This is a genomic window from Candidatus Thiothrix putei (assembly GCA_029972225.1).
GTDB lineage: Bacteria > Pseudomonadota > Gammaproteobacteria > Thiotrichales > Thiotrichaceae > Thiothrix > Thiothrix putei.
Genome location: CP124756.1, coordinates 1,328,049 through 1,348,815, shown reverse-complemented (window position 1 = coordinate 1,348,815; position 20,767 = coordinate 1,328,049). Strand labels below are relative to the sequence as shown.

Annotated in this window: 21 protein-coding genes; 5 read left to right on the top strand and 16 right to left on the bottom strand. The window is 47.7% G+C overall.

The genetic code is table 11. The features are described 5' to 3' along the window. Positions 1-2 precede the first annotated feature (2 nt). Genes QJT81_06920 through aroC form a run of 3 tightly spaced genes read right to left on the bottom strand, consistent with a single transcriptional unit; the run spans position 3 to position 3,050 of the window. Positions 3-794: a biotin--[acetyl-CoA-carboxylase] ligase gene (locus QJT81_06920; GenBank protein ID WGZ95713.1), complete on the bottom strand. Its 792-nt coding sequence runs from the start codon at positions 792-794 to the stop codon at positions 3-5. Further along, positions 778-1,956 carry an MFS transporter gene (locus tag QJT81_06915; GenBank protein ID WGZ95712.1) on the bottom strand — a complete coding sequence of 393 codons (1,179 nt, stop codon included), beginning with the start codon at positions 1,954-1,956 and terminating at the stop codon, positions 778-780. Before QJT81_06915 ends, QJT81_06920 begins: the two co-directional genes overlap by 17 nt. After that, positions 1,953-3,050, bottom strand: coding sequence for a chorismate synthase (gene aroC, locus QJT81_06910; GenBank protein WGZ95711.1), 1,098 nt, complete (start codon positions 3,048-3,050; stop codon positions 1,953-1,955). The genes QJT81_06915 and aroC overlap by 4 nt, the downstream gene beginning before the upstream one ends. A gap of 305 nt (positions 3,051-3,355) precedes the next feature. Between aroC and QJT81_06905 the strand changes: the two genes are divergently transcribed. Then, on the top strand, positions 3,356-3,964 hold the full coding sequence (locus QJT81_06905; GenBank protein ID WGZ95710.1) for a metal-dependent hydrolase: 609 nt from the start codon (positions 3,356-3,358) through the stop codon (positions 3,962-3,964). A gap of 63 nt (positions 3,965-4,027) precedes the next feature. Here the strand turns inward: QJT81_06905 and trxA are convergent, their stop codons facing one another. The 13 genes from trxA to ffh form a co-directional block, all read right to left on the bottom strand. Continuing rightward, the gene (trxA, locus tag QJT81_06900; GenBank protein WGZ95709.1) at positions 4,028-4,390 is read right to left on the bottom strand and encodes a thioredoxin; all 363 of its coding nucleotides are present in this window, start codon (positions 4,388-4,390) and stop codon (positions 4,028-4,030) included. 34 nt (positions 4,391-4,424) lie between these two features. After that, positions 4,425-5,036: a flavin prenyltransferase UbiX gene (locus tag QJT81_06895; protein ID WGZ95708.1), complete on the bottom strand. Its 612-nt coding sequence runs from the start codon at positions 5,034-5,036 to the stop codon at positions 4,425-4,427. A gap of 12 nt (positions 5,037-5,048) precedes the next feature. After that, positions 5,049-6,398, bottom strand: coding sequence for a UDP-N-acetylmuramate:L-alanyl-gamma-D-glutamyl-meso-diaminopimelate ligase (gene mpl / locus QJT81_06890; GenBank protein ID WGZ95707.1), 1,350 nt, complete (start codon positions 6,396-6,398; stop codon positions 5,049-5,051). A 15-nt stretch (positions 6,399-6,413) separates the two neighbouring features. Next, entirely contained in the window at positions 6,414-8,228 is a 1,815-nt protein-coding gene (locus QJT81_06885; GenBank protein WGZ95706.1) for an EAL domain-containing protein, read from the bottom strand. Between the two features lie 197 nt (positions 8,229-8,425). Then, positions 8,426-8,770: a 50S ribosomal protein L19 gene (rplS, locus tag QJT81_06880; GenBank protein WGZ95705.1), complete on the bottom strand. Its 345-nt coding sequence runs from the start codon at positions 8,768-8,770 to the stop codon at positions 8,426-8,428. Positions 8,771-8,792: 22 nt separating this feature from the next. Continuing rightward, the gene (gene trmD, locus QJT81_06875) at positions 8,793-9,530 is read right to left on the bottom strand and encodes a tRNA (guanosine(37)-N1)-methyltransferase TrmD (protein WGZ95704.1); all 738 of its coding nucleotides are present in this window, start codon (positions 9,528-9,530) and stop codon (positions 8,793-8,795) included. 5 nt (positions 9,531-9,535) lie between these two features. Then, a complete protein-coding gene (gene rimM, locus QJT81_06870) occupies positions 9,536-10,042 on the bottom strand; it encodes a ribosome maturation factor RimM (GenBank protein WGZ95703.1) in 507 nt (168 codons plus the stop codon). 6 nt (positions 10,043-10,048) lie between these two features. After that, positions 10,049-10,303 carry a 30S ribosomal protein S16 gene (gene rpsP, locus QJT81_06865; protein WGZ95702.1) on the bottom strand — a complete coding sequence of 85 codons (255 nt, stop codon included), beginning with the start codon at positions 10,301-10,303 and terminating at the stop codon, positions 10,049-10,051. A 170-nt stretch (positions 10,304-10,473) separates the two neighbouring features. Then, complete coding sequence (locus QJT81_06860) at positions 10,474-11,184, bottom strand: DUF1287 domain-containing protein (GenBank protein ID WGZ95701.1); 711 nt, start codon at positions 11,182-11,184, stop codon at positions 10,474-10,476. A gap of 115 nt (positions 11,185-11,299) precedes the next feature. Then, positions 11,300-12,535 carry a hypothetical protein gene (locus QJT81_06855; protein WGZ95700.1) on the bottom strand — a complete coding sequence of 412 codons (1,236 nt, stop codon included), beginning with the start codon at positions 12,533-12,535 and terminating at the stop codon, positions 11,300-11,302. 227 nt (positions 12,536-12,762) lie between these two features. Continuing rightward, the gene (locus QJT81_06850; protein WGZ95699.1) at positions 12,763-13,119 is read right to left on the bottom strand and encodes a hypothetical protein; all 357 of its coding nucleotides are present in this window, start codon (positions 13,117-13,119) and stop codon (positions 12,763-12,765) included. A 424-nt stretch (positions 13,120-13,543) separates the two neighbouring features. Further along, complete coding sequence (locus QJT81_06845; GenBank protein WGZ95698.1) at positions 13,544-13,891, bottom strand: hypothetical protein; 348 nt, start codon at positions 13,889-13,891, stop codon at positions 13,544-13,546. Positions 13,892-14,000: 109 nt separating this feature from the next. Then, a complete protein-coding gene (gene ffh / locus QJT81_06840; protein WGZ95697.1) occupies positions 14,001-15,386 on the bottom strand; it encodes a signal recognition particle protein in 1,386 nt (461 codons plus the stop codon). Between the two features lie 132 nt (positions 15,387-15,518). Between ffh and ccsA the strand changes: the two genes are divergently transcribed. The 4 genes from ccsA to QJT81_06820 all read left to right on the top strand — a co-directional run bounded on the left by ccsA (position 15,519) and on the right by QJT81_06820 (position 20,762). After that, entirely contained in the window at positions 15,519-16,322 is an 804-nt protein-coding gene (gene ccsA / locus QJT81_06835) for a cytochrome c biogenesis protein CcsA (protein ID WGZ95696.1), read from the top strand. A gap of 2 nt (positions 16,323-16,324) precedes the next feature. Continuing rightward, positions 16,325-17,614, top strand: a complete 1,290-nt coding sequence (locus tag QJT81_06830) for an HlyC/CorC family transporter (protein WGZ95695.1) — start codon at positions 16,325-16,327, stop codon at positions 17,612-17,614. After that, positions 17,607-18,971, top strand: a complete 1,365-nt coding sequence (radA, locus tag QJT81_06825) for a DNA repair protein RadA (GenBank protein WGZ95694.1) — start codon at positions 17,607-17,609, stop codon at positions 18,969-18,971. Before QJT81_06830 ends, radA begins: the two co-directional genes overlap by 8 nt. A 201-nt stretch (positions 18,972-19,172) precedes the next feature. After that, on the top strand, positions 19,173-20,762 hold the full coding sequence (locus QJT81_06820; protein WGZ95693.1) for a DEAD/DEAH box helicase: 1,590 nt from the start codon (positions 19,173-19,175) through the stop codon (positions 20,760-20,762). Positions 20,763-20,767: the final 5 nt, after the last annotated feature.

Genomic DNA, 20,767 nt, shown 5'->3' with positions numbered 1-20,767 from the left:
TATTACATTCCTAATCGCACTGAGACCTCTGCTGACGATAGATTTTTTATTGATCCATCATGCAAAATAATACGCAATTGTCCACGATGATCGACACCTGATGCAAGCCCTTGCAGACTTTCCCGCCCGCTGTGTACTTGCACCTCGCGCCCCTGCAACAAATCACGCTGCTGCCAATCCTGCTGGAATTGCGCCATATCCAAACAGGGAAAATCCTGCAAACGCTTGAGCAAACGCTGTAATACTGCCGCCACTACTGCATTGCGATCTACCGACTGACCGCTAATTTGTTGCAGGCTCGTCCATGGTTGATCAATAACCGTACCCGCTTCCGGCAACATATTGACGTTCAAGCCAATACCTATCACGACATGTGCTTGTGAACCAACCGCTTCCAGTAAAATACCACCCAACTTCTTTCCATCATAGTACACATCGTTAGGCCATTTCAGGCCGTGTCCGTGAATTGCACAATCTTCGAGCGCATCGGCAACTGCCAACCCCGTGACTAAACTCAATAACGGCAAATGTTCCAGTACTGGCGTAAAACACCAACGCAAGGAAAGGTAGATATTCGCTCCCCATGGCGATTGCCATTGCCGCCCACGCCTCCCCCTTCCAGCACTTTGTTGTTCTGCCAAACACACATCGCCACAGATACCGTGTTGCAACGCCCACGCATTGGTAGAATTCACCTCAGGAAAAACATACAGCTCATGCAAAGCCAGTAACGTAGCGCTATCCAAATGGCGGCAGATATTATCGGCAGACAACGGCTCAACGGTGAATGACATGAGCTTCCTCCCTTACATAAATCAGCGCCAACAACCAAGCGCCAGCAGCAAGCGCCGCAGCGGCATAAAAGGTATTCACAGCCCCCCAATATTCCCAAGCATAGCCACTGAATAAACTCCCCAATGCACCGCCAACACCATAACTTAAGCCGGAATATAAGGCTTGTCCCCTGCCTTGTAATTTTCCCGGAAATTGGTGGTGTATCAAATGAATCGCTGAAGCATGAAATAAACCGTAAGTAGCCGCATGAAATAATTGCGACACCATCAATACCACCCCATTATCTGCCCAAGTCCCCAACACCACCCAGCGTAAAGCGGTTAACAATAATGCCCAAACAAACAAATGCGCCGCCCCAAACCGCCCAATCAAGCGATGCATCACCACAAACAAGCCCACTTCAGCCATCACGCCCAACGCCCACATCCACCCAGTCACCTGACGTGAATAGCCGTGATCTTCCAAATAAATACTAAAAAAGGTGTAATAAGCACCGTGACTCGCCTGTTGCAACGCACACGCTAACAACAACACCCACACGGCAGGATGACGCAACACTTCACGCAAACGACTGGTTGCAATGCTTTGCGCAGCATGAGGCTTATCTTGCACCAACCCTGTTGACAACCAGATCCCCACAAACAGCAACAACAAGGCATCCATCACCACTGCCACGCCATAGCGTTCCAACACCGCTGGCAAAGTCGCTACCGTCACAATGAACCCTACCGACCCCCACAAGCGAATGCGGCTATAACGTCCAATGAGACTACCCAAATGGTTCAGAGTCAATGCCTCAAATTGTGGCAACGAAGCGTTCCAGAAAAACCCAAACCCCGCCATAACAACCGCCATCCACCCAAAGCTATGTTGCCAATACACACCGGTAAAACACACAACTGAGAGTAAAGTAGCAATACGAATAATACGCAAGCGCTCTCCAGTATGATCCGCCAACCAGCCCCAAATGAACGGTGCGACAATCTTGGTTGCCATAAACACCGCCATTAATTCACCGATTTGTGCCGGTGAAAATCCGGCAATGTTTTTCAGATACACTGTCCAATACGGCACAAACACACCGAGTGCCGCAAAATAGGCGAAGTAGAAAGCCGAAAGCCGCCCATAAGGCGGCTTTACTCCGGGGGAGGGGTTCTTCATGCTGAAGCTGGAATATCCGGTAATTCGGTCGTCACATCCGCATTCTGCCCGCGATGCCGCAACGCATGATCCATCAACGTAATTGCGAGCATTGCCTCGCAAATCGGCGTAGCACGAATCCCAACGCACGGGTCATGCCGCCCTTTGGTAATCACTTCTACCGCATCACCGGACAGATTCACAGTACGCCCCGGCAAGCGCATACTGGAGGTGGGCTTGAACGCAGTATGCACAATGATTTCCTGACCCGATGAAATACCCCCCAATACGCCCCCAGAATGGTTGCTTAGGAAGCCTTGCAGGGTGATTTCATCGCGGTGCTCTGTGCCTTTTTGCGCCACGCAGTCGAAACCCGCACCGATTTCCACACCCTTCGCCGCATTGATCGACATCATTGCGTGCGCAATGTCCGCATCCAACCGGTCGAAAATCGGTTCACCCCAACCGGGTGGCACATTAGAGGCTACCGTGGTGATTTTCGCACCGACGGAATTGCCTTCTTTGCGCAAGGCATCCATGTAATCTTCCATCGGCTGCACTTTGCTGGCATCGGGGCAGAAGAAGGGGTTATTGGCGATTTCGTCCCAATCTAAGGCTTCTGCAACGATGGGGCCGAGTTGCGACAGATAGCCGCGAATCACCACGCCGTAACGTTCCAACAACCACTTCTTGGCAATCGACCCCGCCGCAACCCGCATTGCGGTTTCGCGGGCAGACGAACGCCCGCCCCCACGGTAATCGCGGAAGCCGTATTTTTTGTAATACGTGTAATCGGCATGACCGGGGCGGAAACGATCCATAATGTCGCCGTAATCCTTAGAACGCTGATCCGTATTCTGGATGAGCAGCGCAATCGTCGTACCCGTGGTTTTACCCTCGAATACACCGGAAAGGATTTGCACCGCGTCGGCTTCACGCCGCTGGGTGGTGTGGCGACTTTGCCCCGGCTTGCGCCGATCAAGGTCAATTTGAATATCGGCTTCGGTGAGGACGAGTCCGGGCGGGCAGCCATCCACGATGCAACCGATTGCGGGCCCATGACTCTCGCCGAAGGAGGTCACGGAAAATAGTTTTCCAAAGGTATTTCCTGACATGGGGGTGATTGTAACAGCTATTCAAAAACCCGTGCAGCCCTTTTCGTCTTGCTTATTTATCTCCCATTCAGCTTTATTGATATAAGATTGCTCATACTTATCATAAAAAACAATTGAGTCAAATCGACGCAAAAGCCCGTATGAGGGAGCACCCCTCCCTCGTTTTTTAAACTTGGCTTGACCAAGCTAAGTAACAGGAACTTATCCGAGCAAATCTTTCTAAATAGAAGAAGTTTCAGCCTGTGGGCAGAGGCATGAAACAACGGGCAATAAAGTAATAACACGATTCATTAGGGGCAAGTACCATGGCAGAATGCAGTACATACCATCTGGCAGCAGTCGCGACTGGCGTAGGATCTGCCGCAGTGTCTTCCATTATCGCACCAGAATTAGGCTGGGAAATCATCGGTGTCACTGCTCTGAGCGGCTATGTTGGTGGCTTGTTGGCAGATATTGATGATATTCACTCCAGCAGTTTCCGAGTCGTGCAACGCCTTAGCCAAGTCGCTGCCGTCATTGTGCCTAGCATCCAGTTTTTCTACCGACCAGCCGATTTATTAATTGCCATACCGATTGCTTTATTCATGGTTTCACACTTTTGGGAAGTGTTAAGCCAAATCATGAAGCGTGGTGGGCATACCCATTCAGTCATCGCAGCAGTGTGCTTATCGTTAGGTGTAGCATGGGTTGCTTATTTAACCGTTGGCGCAGCGGCAGCATTACCCGCCTTTTTAGCTTCCAGCACCAGTTATTTGCTGCATTTATTGTTGGACGATCTCGATAATGCACGGTTCGTAGAAACGAAAACAGGGATGCGCTCCGCTTTGATGCCAGTAGGCAGGGGACGTGCCATTGAATTTTACAGTATTTTGGCTATCGGCTTTGTCAGCTTTTTCGCGCTATGGGGTTTTTAGCATACAACCTAAGCGACAGATTCTGGTAGAGACGCAACATTTTGCGTCTCTACACCAGCATGATTATTGCTGCTGTGCCGCAATATCGGCATGAACCTTAGCCATATCCAGCTCACGAACCTTCGCAATCACTTGTTCCAACTGCGGCTCGCTCAACATACCCGCCTCAGCAAACAAGATCACCTGTTCACGAAAAATCATCAACGTCGGGATGGAACGAATCTGGAAATGCCCTGCCAACTCTTGCTCTTCCTCTGTATTCACCTTAGCAAACACGATGTCAGTGTGGTTGTCAGAAACCTTTTCAAAAATGGGTGCAAACGAACGGCACGGCCCGCACCAAGGCGCCCAAAAGTCAATGATCACGATGTCATTGGTAGTGATAGTCTCTTCAAAATCTTGTGCGGTCATTTCCATGGTTGCCATGGCATAGCTCCTGTGTATAAAAGTAAAAAGTGGACTATTCCAACGGCGTTTCGCCCCAGCGGGGCAATAACTGATGAGGAATGCCTAAATGATCCAGTACCCGCGCCACCATGAAATCAACCAGTTCTTGCACGGAGGTCGGGCGTTGGTAAAAGCCCGGATTGGCGGGCATGATAATAACCCCCATCCGCGCCAGTTTCAGCATGTTTTCCAGATGAATCTCAGAAAAGGGGGTTTCGCGCACCACCAAAATCAGTTTTTTACGTTCTTTCAAACACACATCAGCGGCGCGTTCGATCAAATTACGGCTACTTCCGCAAGCAATCGCAGACAGTGTACCCGTGGTGCAGGGGCAAACCACCGTTGCATCTGCCACCCCACTGCCACTGGCAATCGGTGCAGCCCATTGTTCACGCTCAAACACTTGCAATTGACCCGGCTGTGCGCCATACAAATGCGTGAAATAGGTTTGAATGTCGCCTGCACGCCCCGGTAAACGGTGTTCTGTTTCCATATTGACTACCACTTGTGCAGGGCGCGACAAGAGCAGAAACACCCGATAATCGTGTTGCAACAGAAATTCCAACAATCGCAGACCGTATTGCGCACCGGATGCACCGGTCATAATCAAAGTAATGGTTTTCAAGTACCGACCATCTCAATTCGCCAATCGTGCTAACAGCTTGTCATGAATCCCACCGAAACCGCCATTACTCATAACCAGAACATGGTCTCCCGCTTGCGTACTATCCGCCACAATAGCTGCCAGCGTATCAATGTCCTGAAATAACTGCGCTTTTGCACCGATGTCTGCCACAACATCCGCCAGATCCCACCCTAAACCTTGAGGCTGATAGAGAAACACCGCATCGGCAGCTTGCAAGGATTTAGCCAATTGCACTTTGTGTATCCCCAATCTCATGGTATTAGAGCGGGGCTCCAGCAACGCAATAATGCGTGCCTTACCCACTTTTGCCCGCAAACCTGCCAGTGTGGTGGTAATCGCCGTCGGGTGATGCGCAAAGTCATCGTATACGGTGACATCACGCACCGTACCCCGCACTTGCATCCGCCGTTTCACCCCTTGGAACTCCGCCAAGCCCGCAATCGCATGTTCTGCCGGAACACCGGCATGACGCGCCGCTGCAATCGCCGCTAACGCATTGTTAACATTGTGTTCGCCCAATAACGTCCAATGCACCATACCCTGTTCCACACCGTGGTAGAGGACACGAAACTCACTGCCATCCGCTTGTAAATACTCCGCTTGCCAATCACCATCGGCAAAGGTTTCTACCGGTGTCCAGCACCCCATTGCCAAGGTATCTTTCAGGTTAGCATCTTGCCCATTTACCACCGCCAAACCACTACCCGGCACAGTACGCATCAAATGATGAAACTGGGTTTTAATCGCCTGCACATCGGGAAAAATATCAGCATGATCGTATTCCAGATTATTCAGAATCACAGTACGCGGGTGGTAATGCACAAACTTAGAACGCTTATCAAAAAAAGCGGTATCGTATTCGTCGGCTTCCACCACAAAAAACGGTGAATCGCCCAAACGTGCAGATACGCCAAAATTTTGCGGCACGCCACCAATCAGAAACCCCGGATTCAAACCAGCATATTCCAAAATCCACGCCAACATACTCGCGGTCGTGGTTTTGCCGTGAGTGCCTGCCACCGCCAACACCCAACGTTCCCGCAGAATTTGTTCACCTAACCACTGAGGACCCGACGTGTACGGCAGGTTGTGATCCAACATATGCTCAACAATATCCAAACCACGGCGCATAACATTGCCCACAACTAGAGTATCCGCATCAGCAGGTAAATCGTGTGGCTGGAAACCCTGGATAATCGCCACACCCTGCTCCGCCAACATCGTGCTCATCGGCGGGTAGATGTTAGTATCGGAACCGGTGACTTCATGCCCCTGTTCCCGTGCCAACAGGGCAATACCGCCCATGAACGTGCCACAGATACCCAAAATATGAATTTTCATGCGTGTGTATAAACCTTAACTCATGTGATTGCGCACAGCTTCTTCGATCGGAATCGGTTTAGAAATGCCATAACCTTGCCCGTAGTCTACACCAATCTCTCGCAGAATCTGTATGACCCGATCGTTTTCGACATACTCCGCAATCACTTTCAACCCCATCAAATGCCCGACTTGATTGACCGAATGCACCATCGCGTGTGCCACGTCATCGTTAATAATATCCTTGATAAAACTGCCATCAATTTTCAGATAATCTACCGGCAACGACTTCAAATAACCAAAGGAACTGACCCCTGTACCAAAATCATCGAGAGAGAAACTGCACCCCAAGCCCTTCAGGGTTTGAATAAAATGTTGTGCTAACTCAAGATTATGAATAGCGACCCGCTCAGTAATCTCAAAACACAACATAGCGGGGCTAATCCCAGCTTCTTGAATTTCATCCAGTACAAATCTCAGGAAATCCTGCTCATCCAAACTCTGCCCTGATAAATTCACCGCAAAAATGGGGCGAGGCACTTGCTGAGTAATTTCACGTAACGTTTGTAACAGTTTACGCACCACCCAACGATCCAAGCGTGGCATCATCGAATAATATTCAGCAGCCGGAATAAACTCATCCGGTGACACCGGTTGGTTGCTTTCATCATACAAGCGTATCAACACTTCATAATGACAAAATGGTTTTTTGAATTCTCCCGGATTCAGGGGGTGGATAGGCTGTGCAACCAAGCGAAAATTACTGGCATCAATGGCTTTTTTCAACCGACCAAGCCAGACCATATTACCGCGATGCTTGGTTACTTCCTGATCATTTGGCTTGTAAATATGGATGCGATTACCACCTTTAGCCTTGGCAACCCTACACGCTGCATCCGCTTCCGCCAAGATACGATTCGGCGTTTTCAGACCTTTATAAAGTGGCACAAATGCAATACTCGCCGTCACTTTTTGGCGCATCTTGTTCCAATCAAAGGCATATTGTTCAAGTTTTATGCGAATTTGCTCAGCCGCTCGAATGGCAACCGATGGCTCAATTTCTTGAAACAAAATCCCAAATTCATCACCGCCTAAACGCGCCAAAATATCTCGGCGAGCGTCAATCTCCTCTTTCAACATCCGTGAAATGCGTTCAATCAACACATCCCCGGCATTATGCCCCATCGCATCATTGACCAGTTTGAATTGATCCATCGAAATCAGACAAAACGAATGTTTAACACCGTGTTGACGCACCTGATCAATCGCCACTTTCAAGCGTAACTCAAAACTCTTACGATTTAACAGCAACGTTTGCTGATCATGCATTTCAACGTGATCCAAACGCAGTTGCATTGCATGTAATTCGGTCTGATCTCGTACCAATAACAAGTAACAAGGCTTATCTGCATCCTCAAATAACACAGGCTGTACCGTGTAAGTCACTTGCACATCATTCAACCCTGCTGTATTCAACAATGCATAGCGCAATAAGGGACGGTCATTGCGCTTAGCGATATCCAACCAACTGACAGGGTTACGGGTTAAAGGGTCAATTAAAGTAAATAATTCGCCGTAGTGCTTGCCTCGTGCACTACGAAGTTTGTAATTCAGAATTTTTTCAGCCGCAGGATTAACAAAATCAACCAAGCCATTGCTATCAACCAACACCGCCGACTCCTGAACGTCAGACAGGGAGGATACCAACATATTTTGCTGAGCCAAACGCAATTGTCGGTCAAACTGACGGCGAGCAGATAACCACCACCATACCAAAACTGCTACCACACCAATGGTAAGTAACGCGCCAAAAATGGCACTATTAGACAAAAAATCAACGAAATTGGCCACAAAAGCCCCCACCTACTATAGCGTATTTATTTTATAAACTATTATCCAATGTCGATAGTAGGCACAGACAGTGGCGATGTACAGTATTCAGCGACGAAACGCCCTATTGACAAATCAAATGATAAATACAACAGACACAACAAAGCCGACAGACTGCATGAGTACTGTCGGCTTTACCATCGAGGTGCAAAAGCAACTCAGAGTTTTTCTTTGATACGTGCTGACTTACCAGTAAGGCCGCGCAGGTAGTACAATTTAGCGCGACGAACATCACCTCTACGCTTCACGACGATGCTGGCAATGCTGCTGCTATATGTTTGAAAAACACGCTCAACACCTTCACCATAAGACATTTTGCGAACAGTAAATGCGGAATTTAGACCACGATTTTTCTTCGCAATCACCACACCTTCATAAGCCTGCTGGCGTTCTTTATCGCCTTCTTTTACGCGTACATTAACGACAACGGTATCGCCGGGGTTAAAATCCGGGATTACCTTGGTCATTTGCTCTTGTTCAAGTTGTTGAATAATCGTGTTCATGATAATCCTCTAATGCAGTTCTTCACTGCTTGTCAAACTCGTTTATATACTCGTTCAGCAACACACGCTCACTGTCGGTTAACTGTCGTGATTCTAACAATTCCGGCCTGCGTCGCCATGTTTTTCCTAGCGCCTGCTTTTTGCGCCAACGGGCAATCAGGGCATGATTACCACTTTTAAGGACTGCGGGTAACGCCACCCCTTCCAGTTCTTCAGGTCGGGTATAGTGTGGACAGTCCAACAATCCATCAAAAAAGGAATCCTGAGCTGCTGACTCATTATGTCCCAATGTGCCTGGCAATAAGCGGGTCACTGCATCGATCAGTACCATTGCACCCAACTCGCCACCGCTGAGAACATAGTCACCAATTGAGCATTCCATATCCACTTCTAAGGTAATGACCCGCTCATCTATCCCTTCATAGCGACCACAAAGCAAAATCAAACCTGGTTCTGTAGCTAATTCATTAACCAATTTTTGGTTGAGTGTTACGCCTTGCGGACTTAAATAAATCACTTTACCCGAATTGCCTTGGCGGGCATCACGGATTGCTTGCAACAGACAATCACCTTTCATCACCATGCCCGGCCCACCGCCGTAAGGACGATCATCTACCGTGCGATGAACATCCGTTGCATAATGACGTGGATTCCACTGCTTCAGGGAAATAATTCCCCGCTCTGCCGCTCGACCAGTAACGCCGCTGCTGATGACCGCCTCAACCAATTCAGGAAATAAGGTGATAACATCAAACCGCATGGGCATTAAAAATCAGGATCCCAGTCCACCACGATGCGTTTTTCATCCAGTGAAACGGATTTAATGAATGTATCCAGCACCCAAGGAAGTAAACGTTCCCGCTCACCTTGCACGACCAAGACATCATTAGCACCTGTTTCAAACAGATGATCAACCCCACCTAATAACACACCGTTAACAGTGACAACTTCCATGCCAATTAAATCAGCCCAGTAGTATTCACCTGCATCTAACGGATGTAAGCAGCTACGCGGTACGCCAATCTCACAACCTATGAGCTTTTCAGCTTGGGTACGGTCAACAACACCATCAAGTTGGGCAACAATACCTTTACCCTGAATTTGCCCATTGAGCAATTTGCAAGGCTGCCACTCATCAGCCACTTTCAAGAACCAAGGTTTATAGCCTAGAATCCCATCCAAGTGGTGTGTGTGTGAAAATACTTTGACCCAACCTTTAATGCCAAACGCAGCAGAAATCTTGCCAAGTGTTACAATGTCCGGTTGGGACATAATGATTTACGCCGCCACAGTTTCTGTAGATTCTTTCAGAAGCTTGGCAACACGCTCAGTAGGTTGTGCGCCACATGCTACCCAGTAAGCCACACGATCTTGCTCAATGTGCAGACGAACCTCTTGACCACGGGCAACCGGGTTGAAGTAGCCGATACGTTCAATGTAACCACTGTCACGTGGCTTGCGCTTGTCGCTAACGACAATGTGGTAAAATGGATGCTTTTTTGCACCACCTCTAGCCAGACGAATATTGACCATTTGAAGACCTTACAAAATTCAGTTAATACGAAGCAACCGAGGCTGCCCGAAGTAAACGCGCAATTCTACGTTAATTTCAGAAAAAGTGAAGTATTCATTAACCACTTACCCACAAAAAAGCCCCCAAGAGCTGGAGGCTTCCGTATAAGGCTACTTTTAAGTCAAGAACTCTACTGTGTAGAAACGTATTTCAACCCTGTATTACCGGGAAAATAACGGTAATGCCCCGTGATTGGCATAGCAAACAGTACATCTTCAATTTTTTCACCTTCAGCAATATTGTGAACGACTAAATGACGTCGCGGGTCAGCAGATGACTTACGGTTGACCACAATTCCAATATGCTCCTGATCCCCCCCCAAACTCCACGTAACCAGATCACCGGGACGATAGTCTGCCGCATTGCCGGTCACTGGTACGGTTGCACCGTGGCGCTGGAAAAAAGCTTTCAGATTATGAACCCGGCGATGATCAATATTGGGATCCGGGCGAGACAAACCCCACTTTGTAAGGTTGGGATACGCATGGAAATTACGGCTCATATCCTCATGCACCAAACGTTGCAGATCTATCCCCAGCTTGCGATACGAACGGATAACCGTATCCGTGCAAACCCCAACATTCGACGGCACATCACCATTAGGATAACTAATTGGAATATAACGACCGTCATAAACCACACGGTGTCGCAAACGATCCAATGCTGCATACGACAAACGCTCAGGCGTTGCCACATTGCTTCGCGCTGGCGCTGAACGCTTTACATCAACCGCTGCTTGCTGTGTTGAACAGCCAGCCAGCCCAGCAAACATCAGTGCCCCCGTCAAAATGACGGATACTCCCCATTTGGACAAGCTCGGCATATCAAAAACACTACTCATTTACCCCACTCCTGATCCTGATATCCCCAATAAACAGACTCACCGAAATAATCAATTATTATAATAATAATCCCAAATAGAACGCCAGTTTAGCCCGATAAAAGAACACCTAACCTTAATAAGTAGGGCAATCTGCACGGTAAGGCTCTTTTACTACTCCCCAACGGAAAGGCAAAGGTGCATGTGGATCAGAAACCAAACTTCCAGCTTCCACATTTTGACGCAATTCACGCAGTGTCATGTAATACTCTTCTCCCAATGTCATCTGTACCATGCAAAAATCATTGAGGCTTTTTAATTCTTGCGGTGGCGGTTGATCATTAGCAAAAACCGCTTTTGCCCAGCGTGCAGGCTGAGAACGCGGGTCAAAACGACCAACACGATCTAAATGATGACGAATGGAATTAAAGAACAACACTAAACGCTTATCACGACCAGGTGTTGAATGGTCATCGTATTCTTTAGCATTCATGCAACGACGTCCTTCACCACGGATCTTTTGCAAATACCATAATGCATCGTAAACATAGACTGCGCGGTCATTGGCATACATACACAACGCCAACAACAAACGTTGCGTTTTCTCATCAGCCGTTTCAGGACGCTTGGCTAATTTACCAGAAATAATATCGGTATACTTCACATAGTCGTAAGCAACTTCTGCGGCTAAGTGGAACTGTTCTTCGCTATAACCAGGCTGCTGGTTAGCGGCTTTCATGATGTTTTGTGGCTGCTTAAAACGGCGATAGCCATCACCCAATGTTTTATCTTCCGGCACATAAAAAGGAAACGATGGTGTCCTTAGCAGATAACGCGCTTGCTTAGGCGTTGTAGAAGCCATTACCTCTGCAATTCCCGCATCAGTCACATCAACAATTTGATAGGAGTGCACACCGGGCGCAACATAAATATCACCGGGTTTAATATCATGCAAAGCAATAGGGTAAGTATCATTACGTAATGAAACCGTGCTGGTCATATCGGCAACATAATCCAAGAATTGGCGCACACGTTGATCGGGTGGCAAATTATCCCATGTGGACAGGTCATTACTAATGGTACGCCCTGCTTTGTCCCGATTGCCCACAACAAAAGGCAAGCGATGTTCAAATGAAAAGATAAGTCGCATAGCATAAACTGCATCTGCGCAATCATTCTCAAACCGATAATAAATCGGTTTCGCAGGATCCATGAAAATATCATCTTTCCAAGCTGTTCGTACCCATTGGTGGTAACGCTCTTCCCACACATCATCCCACACATTTTCACTAGGCCAGACGGCGGCAACCGCGAACGAAGGCATAAATGAAATCACTGCCAGCAACCATGCCAGAATAAACGCTTTTTTCATGAAATTTACAACTTGATACGGTTCATCAGAAGAACACTAAATAAACAAACGCCCAACAGGCTTCCCCATGCAAAGTTAGGATAGGAAATATGCCCATAAGTTCCCAAAGACTGCTAGGGTAGTTCGGCTTATCAAGAATTTCAATAAAAAACTGCCTGATCACACTGTAATCAGGCAGTTTCATATCATACCGCTCACTGATGTCATGCATCAGCTACAGTCATGCCTTACTTCTGGTATTGCTGCATGACAGCTTTGGACGACTGATCCATGGAAACCGCACCTTTGTAGTTACCTTTGGCTTTAACCTTAGGAACCACTGGACGCTGGCCTTGACCCGCAACACAACCATATACATGCTTGTGACCCGGAACAGCACCAGGGTGGCTATGGCACTTATTAGCGCAAGAAGGTGCTTCGTCATGGCAGTGTTCACCAGCGGCTGGAGTAGCAGTTGCTGCTGGCGTTTCAGTTGCAGCAGGTGCTGCTTGCTGTGCAGTCTGTTGGCTCATTTGTTGGCAACCAGTCGCAAACATAGCAGCAACGATCAACGTTGCCAGTGTCAGTTGAGATTTGATTTTCATCGTCTTGGTCTCTTTACATTGTTTAAGGAAAACACACACTGTGCAGCAAAACTCAAGGGGTTTCTTTACCACACACACGGATGAATTTAGCATGAATTACCACAAAAAACTGTCAGAACTGTTAAATTCCCACAAGTGTTAATTCATTAGAGCTAATTTTTAAGCCCTTCTGGTAGGTTGCATCAAACATCAGAAAGGTTCAAACAAAGAATATTTTATCAAACAATAAGATAAGTACTTATGCAAAAGTTTTTCGGAAAAACCACCCATTACAAATCAATCGGTTACGATTGCAAAGTTCCGAGTAACTTATGCCTAAGTACTTATTATGTTATTTACCAATAAAAAAGCCTCTTGAAAAGACAAGAGGCTTTTTCGACGCCAGCCTAACAATAAGGAATAGCGTTTTATGCTAAATACCAGATTACTTCTGGTACTGTTGCATTGCACCTTGAGAAGCAGGATCCATAGCGACTGGACCTTTGTAGTTGCCTTTAGCTTTAACTTTAGGAACTACTGGAGCTGGTGCTTGACGCACAGGAGCAACAGGTGCAGGAGGTGCAACAACAGCAGGTGCTTCAGGAGCTGCCTGCTGAGAAGTTTGTTGGCCCATTTGTTGGCAACCTGTAGTCAGCAAACCAGCGAACAACAGACCAGCGATAGCCACTTGAGATTTGATTTTCATAATATAAAACTCTCTAAACAATTGATTTGGAAAGGGAAACCTTGCAACACCAGAGTTGATGCTAACATAGGTCTTAATCCAGGCCATGAATTTTCTGGATGCTGCGCATCATACAACCAGACAATTCACTAGGCAAACCCATCTTAGCGTAAATTTTCCTAATGGTCGTCAGAAATATCAAAAAAACCTAATATAGCTACCCTGGAAAGCCTCCCATAGGAGGAAATCCCCCACCACCCATCGGTAACTTTCCTTTCATACCCCCCATCAACTTGCGTAAACCACCTTTTGAAAACTGCTTCATCATTTTACTCATCTGCAAGTGCTGCTTAAGCAGGCGGTTAACATCTTGCACTTGCAACCCACAACCGGACGCAATCCTACGTTTGCGGGATGCCTTGATGATATCCGGATTGCGCCGCTCTTCCAACGTCATCGAATTAATGATCGCGATCATACGACGTACCTCCTTATCATTGGCCTGATCTTTAACATTAGCGGGCAAATTCCCCATACCCGGCAACTTATCCATCAAGCCAGCCATACCACCCATTTTTTGCATTTGTAACATTTGGTCACGCAAATCTTCAAAATCGAAGGACTTGCCTTTGTTAAGCTTTTTGGCTAACTGTGCCGCTTTCTTATGGTCAACCTGACGCTGGGCTTCTTCGATCAAACTTAGCACATCGCCCATACCCAAAATACGCGAGGCCATACGTTCTGGATGGAAAGGCTCCAAAGCATCCAGCTTTTCGCCCATCCCGATGAACTTAATTGGTTTGCCCGTGATGTACCGCACCGATAAGGCCGCACCACCTCGTGCATCTCCATCCGCCTTCGTTAACACCACCCCCGTCAACGGCAAGGCATCACCAAATGCTTTGGCAGTATTAGCGGCATCCTGCCCCGTCATACTATCCACGACGAACAGAGTTTCAATCGGGTTCACAGCCGCATGAATCGCTTGGATTTCTGCCATCATATCTGCATCAACGTGCAAGCGCCCTGCTGTGTCAATGATCAGCACATCCATATACTTAAGCTTCGCTTGTGCTATTGCGGCTTTAGCAATCTCAACTGGCTTTTGCGCTACCTCACTGGGAAAGAAAACCCCGCCCGTTTGCCCTGCGATGGTTTCAAGCTGTTTAATCGCAGCAGGACGGTAAACATCGCAACTCGCCACCATCACGGACTTATTCTGACGCTCTTTCAAGAAACGCGTTAATTTACCAACCGTCGTGGTTTTACCCGCACCTTGTAGACCTGCCATCAAAATGACGGCGGGGGGCTGAGCGTTCAAAGACAAGCTTTCATTCGCCTTGCCCATGAGATCAACTAACTCGTCGTTGACCACTTTAATCAAGGCTTGACCGGGGCTAAGACTTTCCAATACCTCTTGCCCAATGGCCCGTTCACGCACCCGATTGGTGAATTCGCGTACCACCGGCAGCGCCACATCCGCCTCCAACAGTGCCATTCGCACATCACGCAGTGCATCTTTAATATTCTCATCGGTCAAACGAGCCTGACCGCGTAGTTTTTTTACCGTCTGCGAAAGACGTTCACTTAAATTCTCGAACATGATTTTGACTTCTTGCTAGTCCCATTCAGGCACAAGTTGCTATCATAGCATTAAAGCAACAGTGAATGCGTTCCCGAAACAGGAACGTAACCCTGAAAATTGATGACCTAACACACGAAATCTATTTGAGTAATGACAATAATACTTAACCTGTTCGCGACTCTAGCATGGGTGACGACTTGGCTACTGATAGGGGTACGCTTGAGGGATCGCTTGCAAACCCGCTCACCTAAACATCGCGGTGTATTGGTTGTGCTGTGGATCATTGCGTTACTATTGCATGGCGGAAGCATCTTACATCACATTGGTCAAGCAGATGGGGTATCGATTAGCTTTGCCTCTGCCAGTTCTATCGTCATGTGGCTGTGCAATTTACTGCTGTTTTTCACCATGCTAAAACGCCCTTTGGAAACGTTAGGGATTTTAGTGGTACCTTTTACCTTAAGCGCGATGTTGCTGCCATTACTGAATCCCACTCAAACGGCAGTGATTAACTTGAACAATGGTTTAGGTGTGCACATTTTTACTTCCTTATTGGCTTATAGCATCTTGACTTTAGCTGCTTTACAGGCGCTACTGCTTGCTCTGCAAAATCGTCACCTGCACAATCACCAACCGGGTGGCCTAGTGCGTACTCTGCCTCCCCTGCTGGATATGGAAGCACTATTGTTCAAGCTGATAGTGCTTGGCGTCATTTTGCTGTCATTTGGTTTATTGAGCGGTGCTTTGTATGTCGATAACCTGTTTGCACAACACTTGGCTCACAAAACTATTTTGTCCATTGTGGCTTGGATAGTCTTCACCACGCTACTCATCGGGCACTGGCAATACGGCTGGCGGGGGCGTATCGCTATTCGCTGGACACTCAGTGGCTTTTTCATTTTAATGCTGGCTTTTTTTGGTAGCAAATTCGTGCTGGAGTTCCTAGTAAAATAACCATGAATATTAATGAGATACCATTAGGCATTCTGTTCTTCGCTCTATTTATTCTGTTTCTACTGTCTGCCTTCTTCTCTGGCTCTGAAACAGCGTTAATGTCTCTTAATCGTTATAAACTCAAGCATCAAGCCGAAAAAGGGCATACTGGAGCAGTTTTAGCTCAAAAACTGTTGAATCGCCCTGACCGCTTAATTAGCTTGATTTTGCTCGGTAATAACTTCGTCAACATTCTGATTACCCAATTGGCGACCTTGCTAGGCTTGCGTTTATTTGGTGATGCTGGGCTGGCCATTGCAACCGGCATTTTGACCTTCCTCCTACTGATTTTCGGTGAAATCACCCCGAAAACTCTTGCTGCGATGCACCCAGAGCCAATTGCATTTATTGCGTCGCGCATTTACTCAGCCATGATGAAGATCATGTGGCCTTTCATTTTTCTACTGAATCTCATTACTAACAGCTTATTAAAACTATTCGGGGCAACCAGCGATGAAACCAGTCGTGTCGCGCTCAGCCATGAGGAGTTACGCACAGTAGTCAGTTCAGCCGGAACTCACATCCCCCAAACACACCTTGATATGCTGTTGCGGGTCATGGATATGGAAAGTACTACGGTGGAAGACATCATGATTCCCCGCAGCCAACTGGTCGGATTGGATCTGGACGAGGATTGGAATGAACTAGAGGAACAGATTATTAACAGCAATTTCACGCGCTTGTTGGTTTACCGTGAAAGCCTTGATAATGTCATCGGCTTCGTACACTTGCGCAAACTCTTGCCGCTATTCCGTGACGGGCATTTGGATAGGGAGCGCTTCGAAGCCAGTATTCGCCCCGCCTACTACATCCCTGAAAGCACAGAGCTGACGCAGCAATTACTGAACTTCAAAACAGAAAACCGTCGCATTGCACTAGTGGTCGACGAATATGGTGAAATTCGTGGCTTAGTCGCCCTAGAGGACATTCTGGAAGAAATTGTCGGTGAATTCTCAACCGTACCAAGTAGTCAATCCCGTGAAATTCGACGCATGGAAGATGGCTGTTACTGGGTGGATGGCAGCATCCCTATCCGCGACATTAACCGCGAGTTGGGTAGCAATTTCACCTCAGAAGAAGCCAACACCATTAACGGCCTTATTTTGGAATACCTTGAATCTATTCCCGTACCGGGTATGACCATGCTAATCGACGATTACCCCCTGGAGATTCGCAAAACTCGCAACAATGCAGTCAAAACCTTGATCATTCACCCTAAAATTCAACGTAAAACAGCAGACAACGATGAGTAAGGCCAAACTTCAATACCATTGTACAGCTTGCGGCGGCCTACACAACAAATGGAGCGGACAATGCAGCGACTGTGGCGCGTGGAACACGTTAGAAGAAATGCTAAGTTTTCCTGCTAGTAAAAACACACAAAACAACCGTGCAGGCGGATATGCAGGGGAACAAGCAGTCATTCGCTCCTTAAACGAAGTCAGTTTAAGCGAAGCACCACGCATTCTTACACATCAACCTGAACTGGATCGCGTACTGGGTGGCGGTTTAATGACAGGCTCAGTTGTCCTGATCGGTGGTGATCCCGGTATTGGTAAATCCACGATCCTCCTGCAAACGCTTGCGACATTGCCTGAACTAAAAAGTCTATACGTCACTGGCGAAGAATCATTGCAACAAGTGGGGCTACGCGCCCGCCGCTTAGGTCTACCCAGCGACCACTTACGCTTACTCACAGAAACCTGTGTAGAAAGCATCCTAAGCCTAGTATCACAAGAAAAACCACACCTGATGGTCATCGACTCCATTCAAACCGTATTCACCGATAGTTTGCAAGCAGCCCCCGGCTCGGTCAGCCAAATTCGTGAGTCTGCCGCCAGACTGGTGCGTTTTGCCAAACAAACGAATACCGCCATGTTTCTCGTCGGTCACGTCACCAAGGAGGGTACACTCGCCGGGCCCAGGGTTCTCGAACACATGGTTGATACCGTACTGTATTTTGAGGGCGACCCCGGTGGACGCTACCGCATTATTCGCGCCGTCAAAAATCGTTTTGGCGCAGTCAACGAACTTGGCGTATTCGCTATGACCGAACAAGGCTTGAAAGGTGTCAGCAACCCTTCCGCCATTTTTCTTTCACGCCACGAAGAACCCGTATCCGGTAGTGTCATCATGGTAACCCGCGAAGGTACGCGCCCGCTGATGGTCGAAGTACAAGCATTGGTTGACCAAAGTCACGGTGCTGTACCCCGCCGTGTCACCTTAGGATTAGAACAAAACCGCCTTGCCATGCTACTTGCCGTGCTACATCGCCACGCCGGAATTTCAATGTTTGACCAAGACGTATTCATAAATGTCGTCGGTGGTGTTAAGATTTCAGAAACCGCTGCTGATTTATCATTGTTGTTGGCGGCTCTCTCAAGTTTTCGCAACCGTCCTCTGCCTGCTGATCTGGTGGTTTTTGGAGAAGTTGGGCTGGCTGGCGAGATTCGCCCGGTTCCAAACGGTGAGGAGCGTTTGCGTGAGGCTGCTAAACACGGTTTTAAACAGGCCATCGTAGCGAAAGGAAATAAGCCACGTCACCCTATTGAGGGGATGAAAGTGGTCGCTATTGCCAGATTGGAGAAAGCGATAGACATTGTGATGTAAATTCGCAACAATAACGTGCATAATTTGTTGACTCCCAACAACAGATATAATAATTTATTATTCGGTTCGGGCCATGCAAACGTTACAAATAAAGGTACGGGCAGTCGCTGAAAGCATTATATTGCTAATATTTCTCTCCAGTTTGATAATATTTACTTATTTATTACTCTCACCCACATTCACAGACGGGGAGTATCTATCTTGTCTTTTTCAGAATTAGGCTTACATCCAGAATTTGCAGCAAAAATTGAAGCTGCCGGTTACGAGAATCCGACTGAACTACAAAAACAGTTGATTCCCCTTGTGGCACAAAATAAAAGTGTCATTGTTTGGACGCAATCAGCTTCCGGTAAAACGGGAGCATTCCTGATCCCGGCCATCAACTACGTGTTGACCAACCCAATTGAAGATCAACGGCATACCCGTGTTTTGATCCTTACTTCACGGCGGGATCGGGTCAATCAGATTAACTACACCATCAAACGCTTGATGGGGGATGAGCCACAGATTCGCTCAGGCTTCATCGTTAGTGGACGCCCGTATCAGCCGCAAATGCGCTTGTTACGCCGACCACTTGACTTAATGATTGCCACCCCTGGTCGTCTGAATGATCTGGTTGATAACAACAAAGCAGACTTTTCTAAGTTAGAGATGTTAGTGATTGACGACCTCAGCGCCATTTACCACAAAGGTTTGCATGGTCTCGTTAACAAGATTCTCTCGGAACGTACCACCGCCTGCCCCGTGATTGCATTTGTACGCCCAGAAAATGATATTGCTGGCTATGCTCGTGCTGTACTGGCTGGAGCCGAAGAACTTGAAGTGGATGATGACCGAAACCCACTGTTACAAATTCCACAAGTTGTCCATTTAGCGGATGATTACACGCACAAAATTGCGCTGATGGATCATTTATTGGATGAGTTTTCAGGTGAACCCACCTGTATTTTTACAATGACCACAAAAGTAGCGAAAGCCTTAGCAGAAAGTCTTGCAAATCATGGACATACTGCTGAAGTCGCCTCCGATTTACCCGCAGAAGAACGCAATGGCGTCTCAGCACCCATTCTGATTTACGCGGACCAAGATGGCCTCCACCCACACTTCCAAGGGGGGGAGCACATCATCAACTTTGAGTTACCTCACAAAGTCGAAGATTATGAGGCTCGGCTACAAGGTCTCAGCCCAGAACGGGAAGAAGCGGTTATTGCCGTGGTATTACCTCGCGAACGTGAGAATCTGAAGTTAATTGAAACATTCCTCGGCGACTCTATCGAACAATGCACCCTGCCTGGTCTTGCCCCGCTGGAACATACATCAGGCTTTACCCCCTCAGTACGAGCCCCCAGAAGCAATCGCAGCAACAGTAATGGGCAACGCCAACATAACAGCACTAATGGTAACCAAGGCGAACGCGGACGCCAACAACAAGGCCGCTCTGGATCAAACCAAAACCGCTCCTCACATCAAGCTCAAGGTAGCGGACGTAACCCAAACCAGCAACAAAGTAGTCGCCGAGACAACCGCCCTACACCAGCTCAAGAACCAGCCTCAGCCAACGCTGCTGATCGCCAGCAACGCAAAGGCCCTTATGGTCGCTTAAACGGTGGCGCACAACGTAAACGCGAAGGTGGCTACACTGCTACCCCTGCACCCCGCCGTGATCAAGGGGGTTCTTATGAAATTGGCAGTTGGGAAAAACCCGATTACGCACAACAGAGCGACAAACCCAAAACTGACAAACAAGTCGTTATCCGTTACAAGGAAAAACGCCGTATTTTGACCAAGTAGAACCA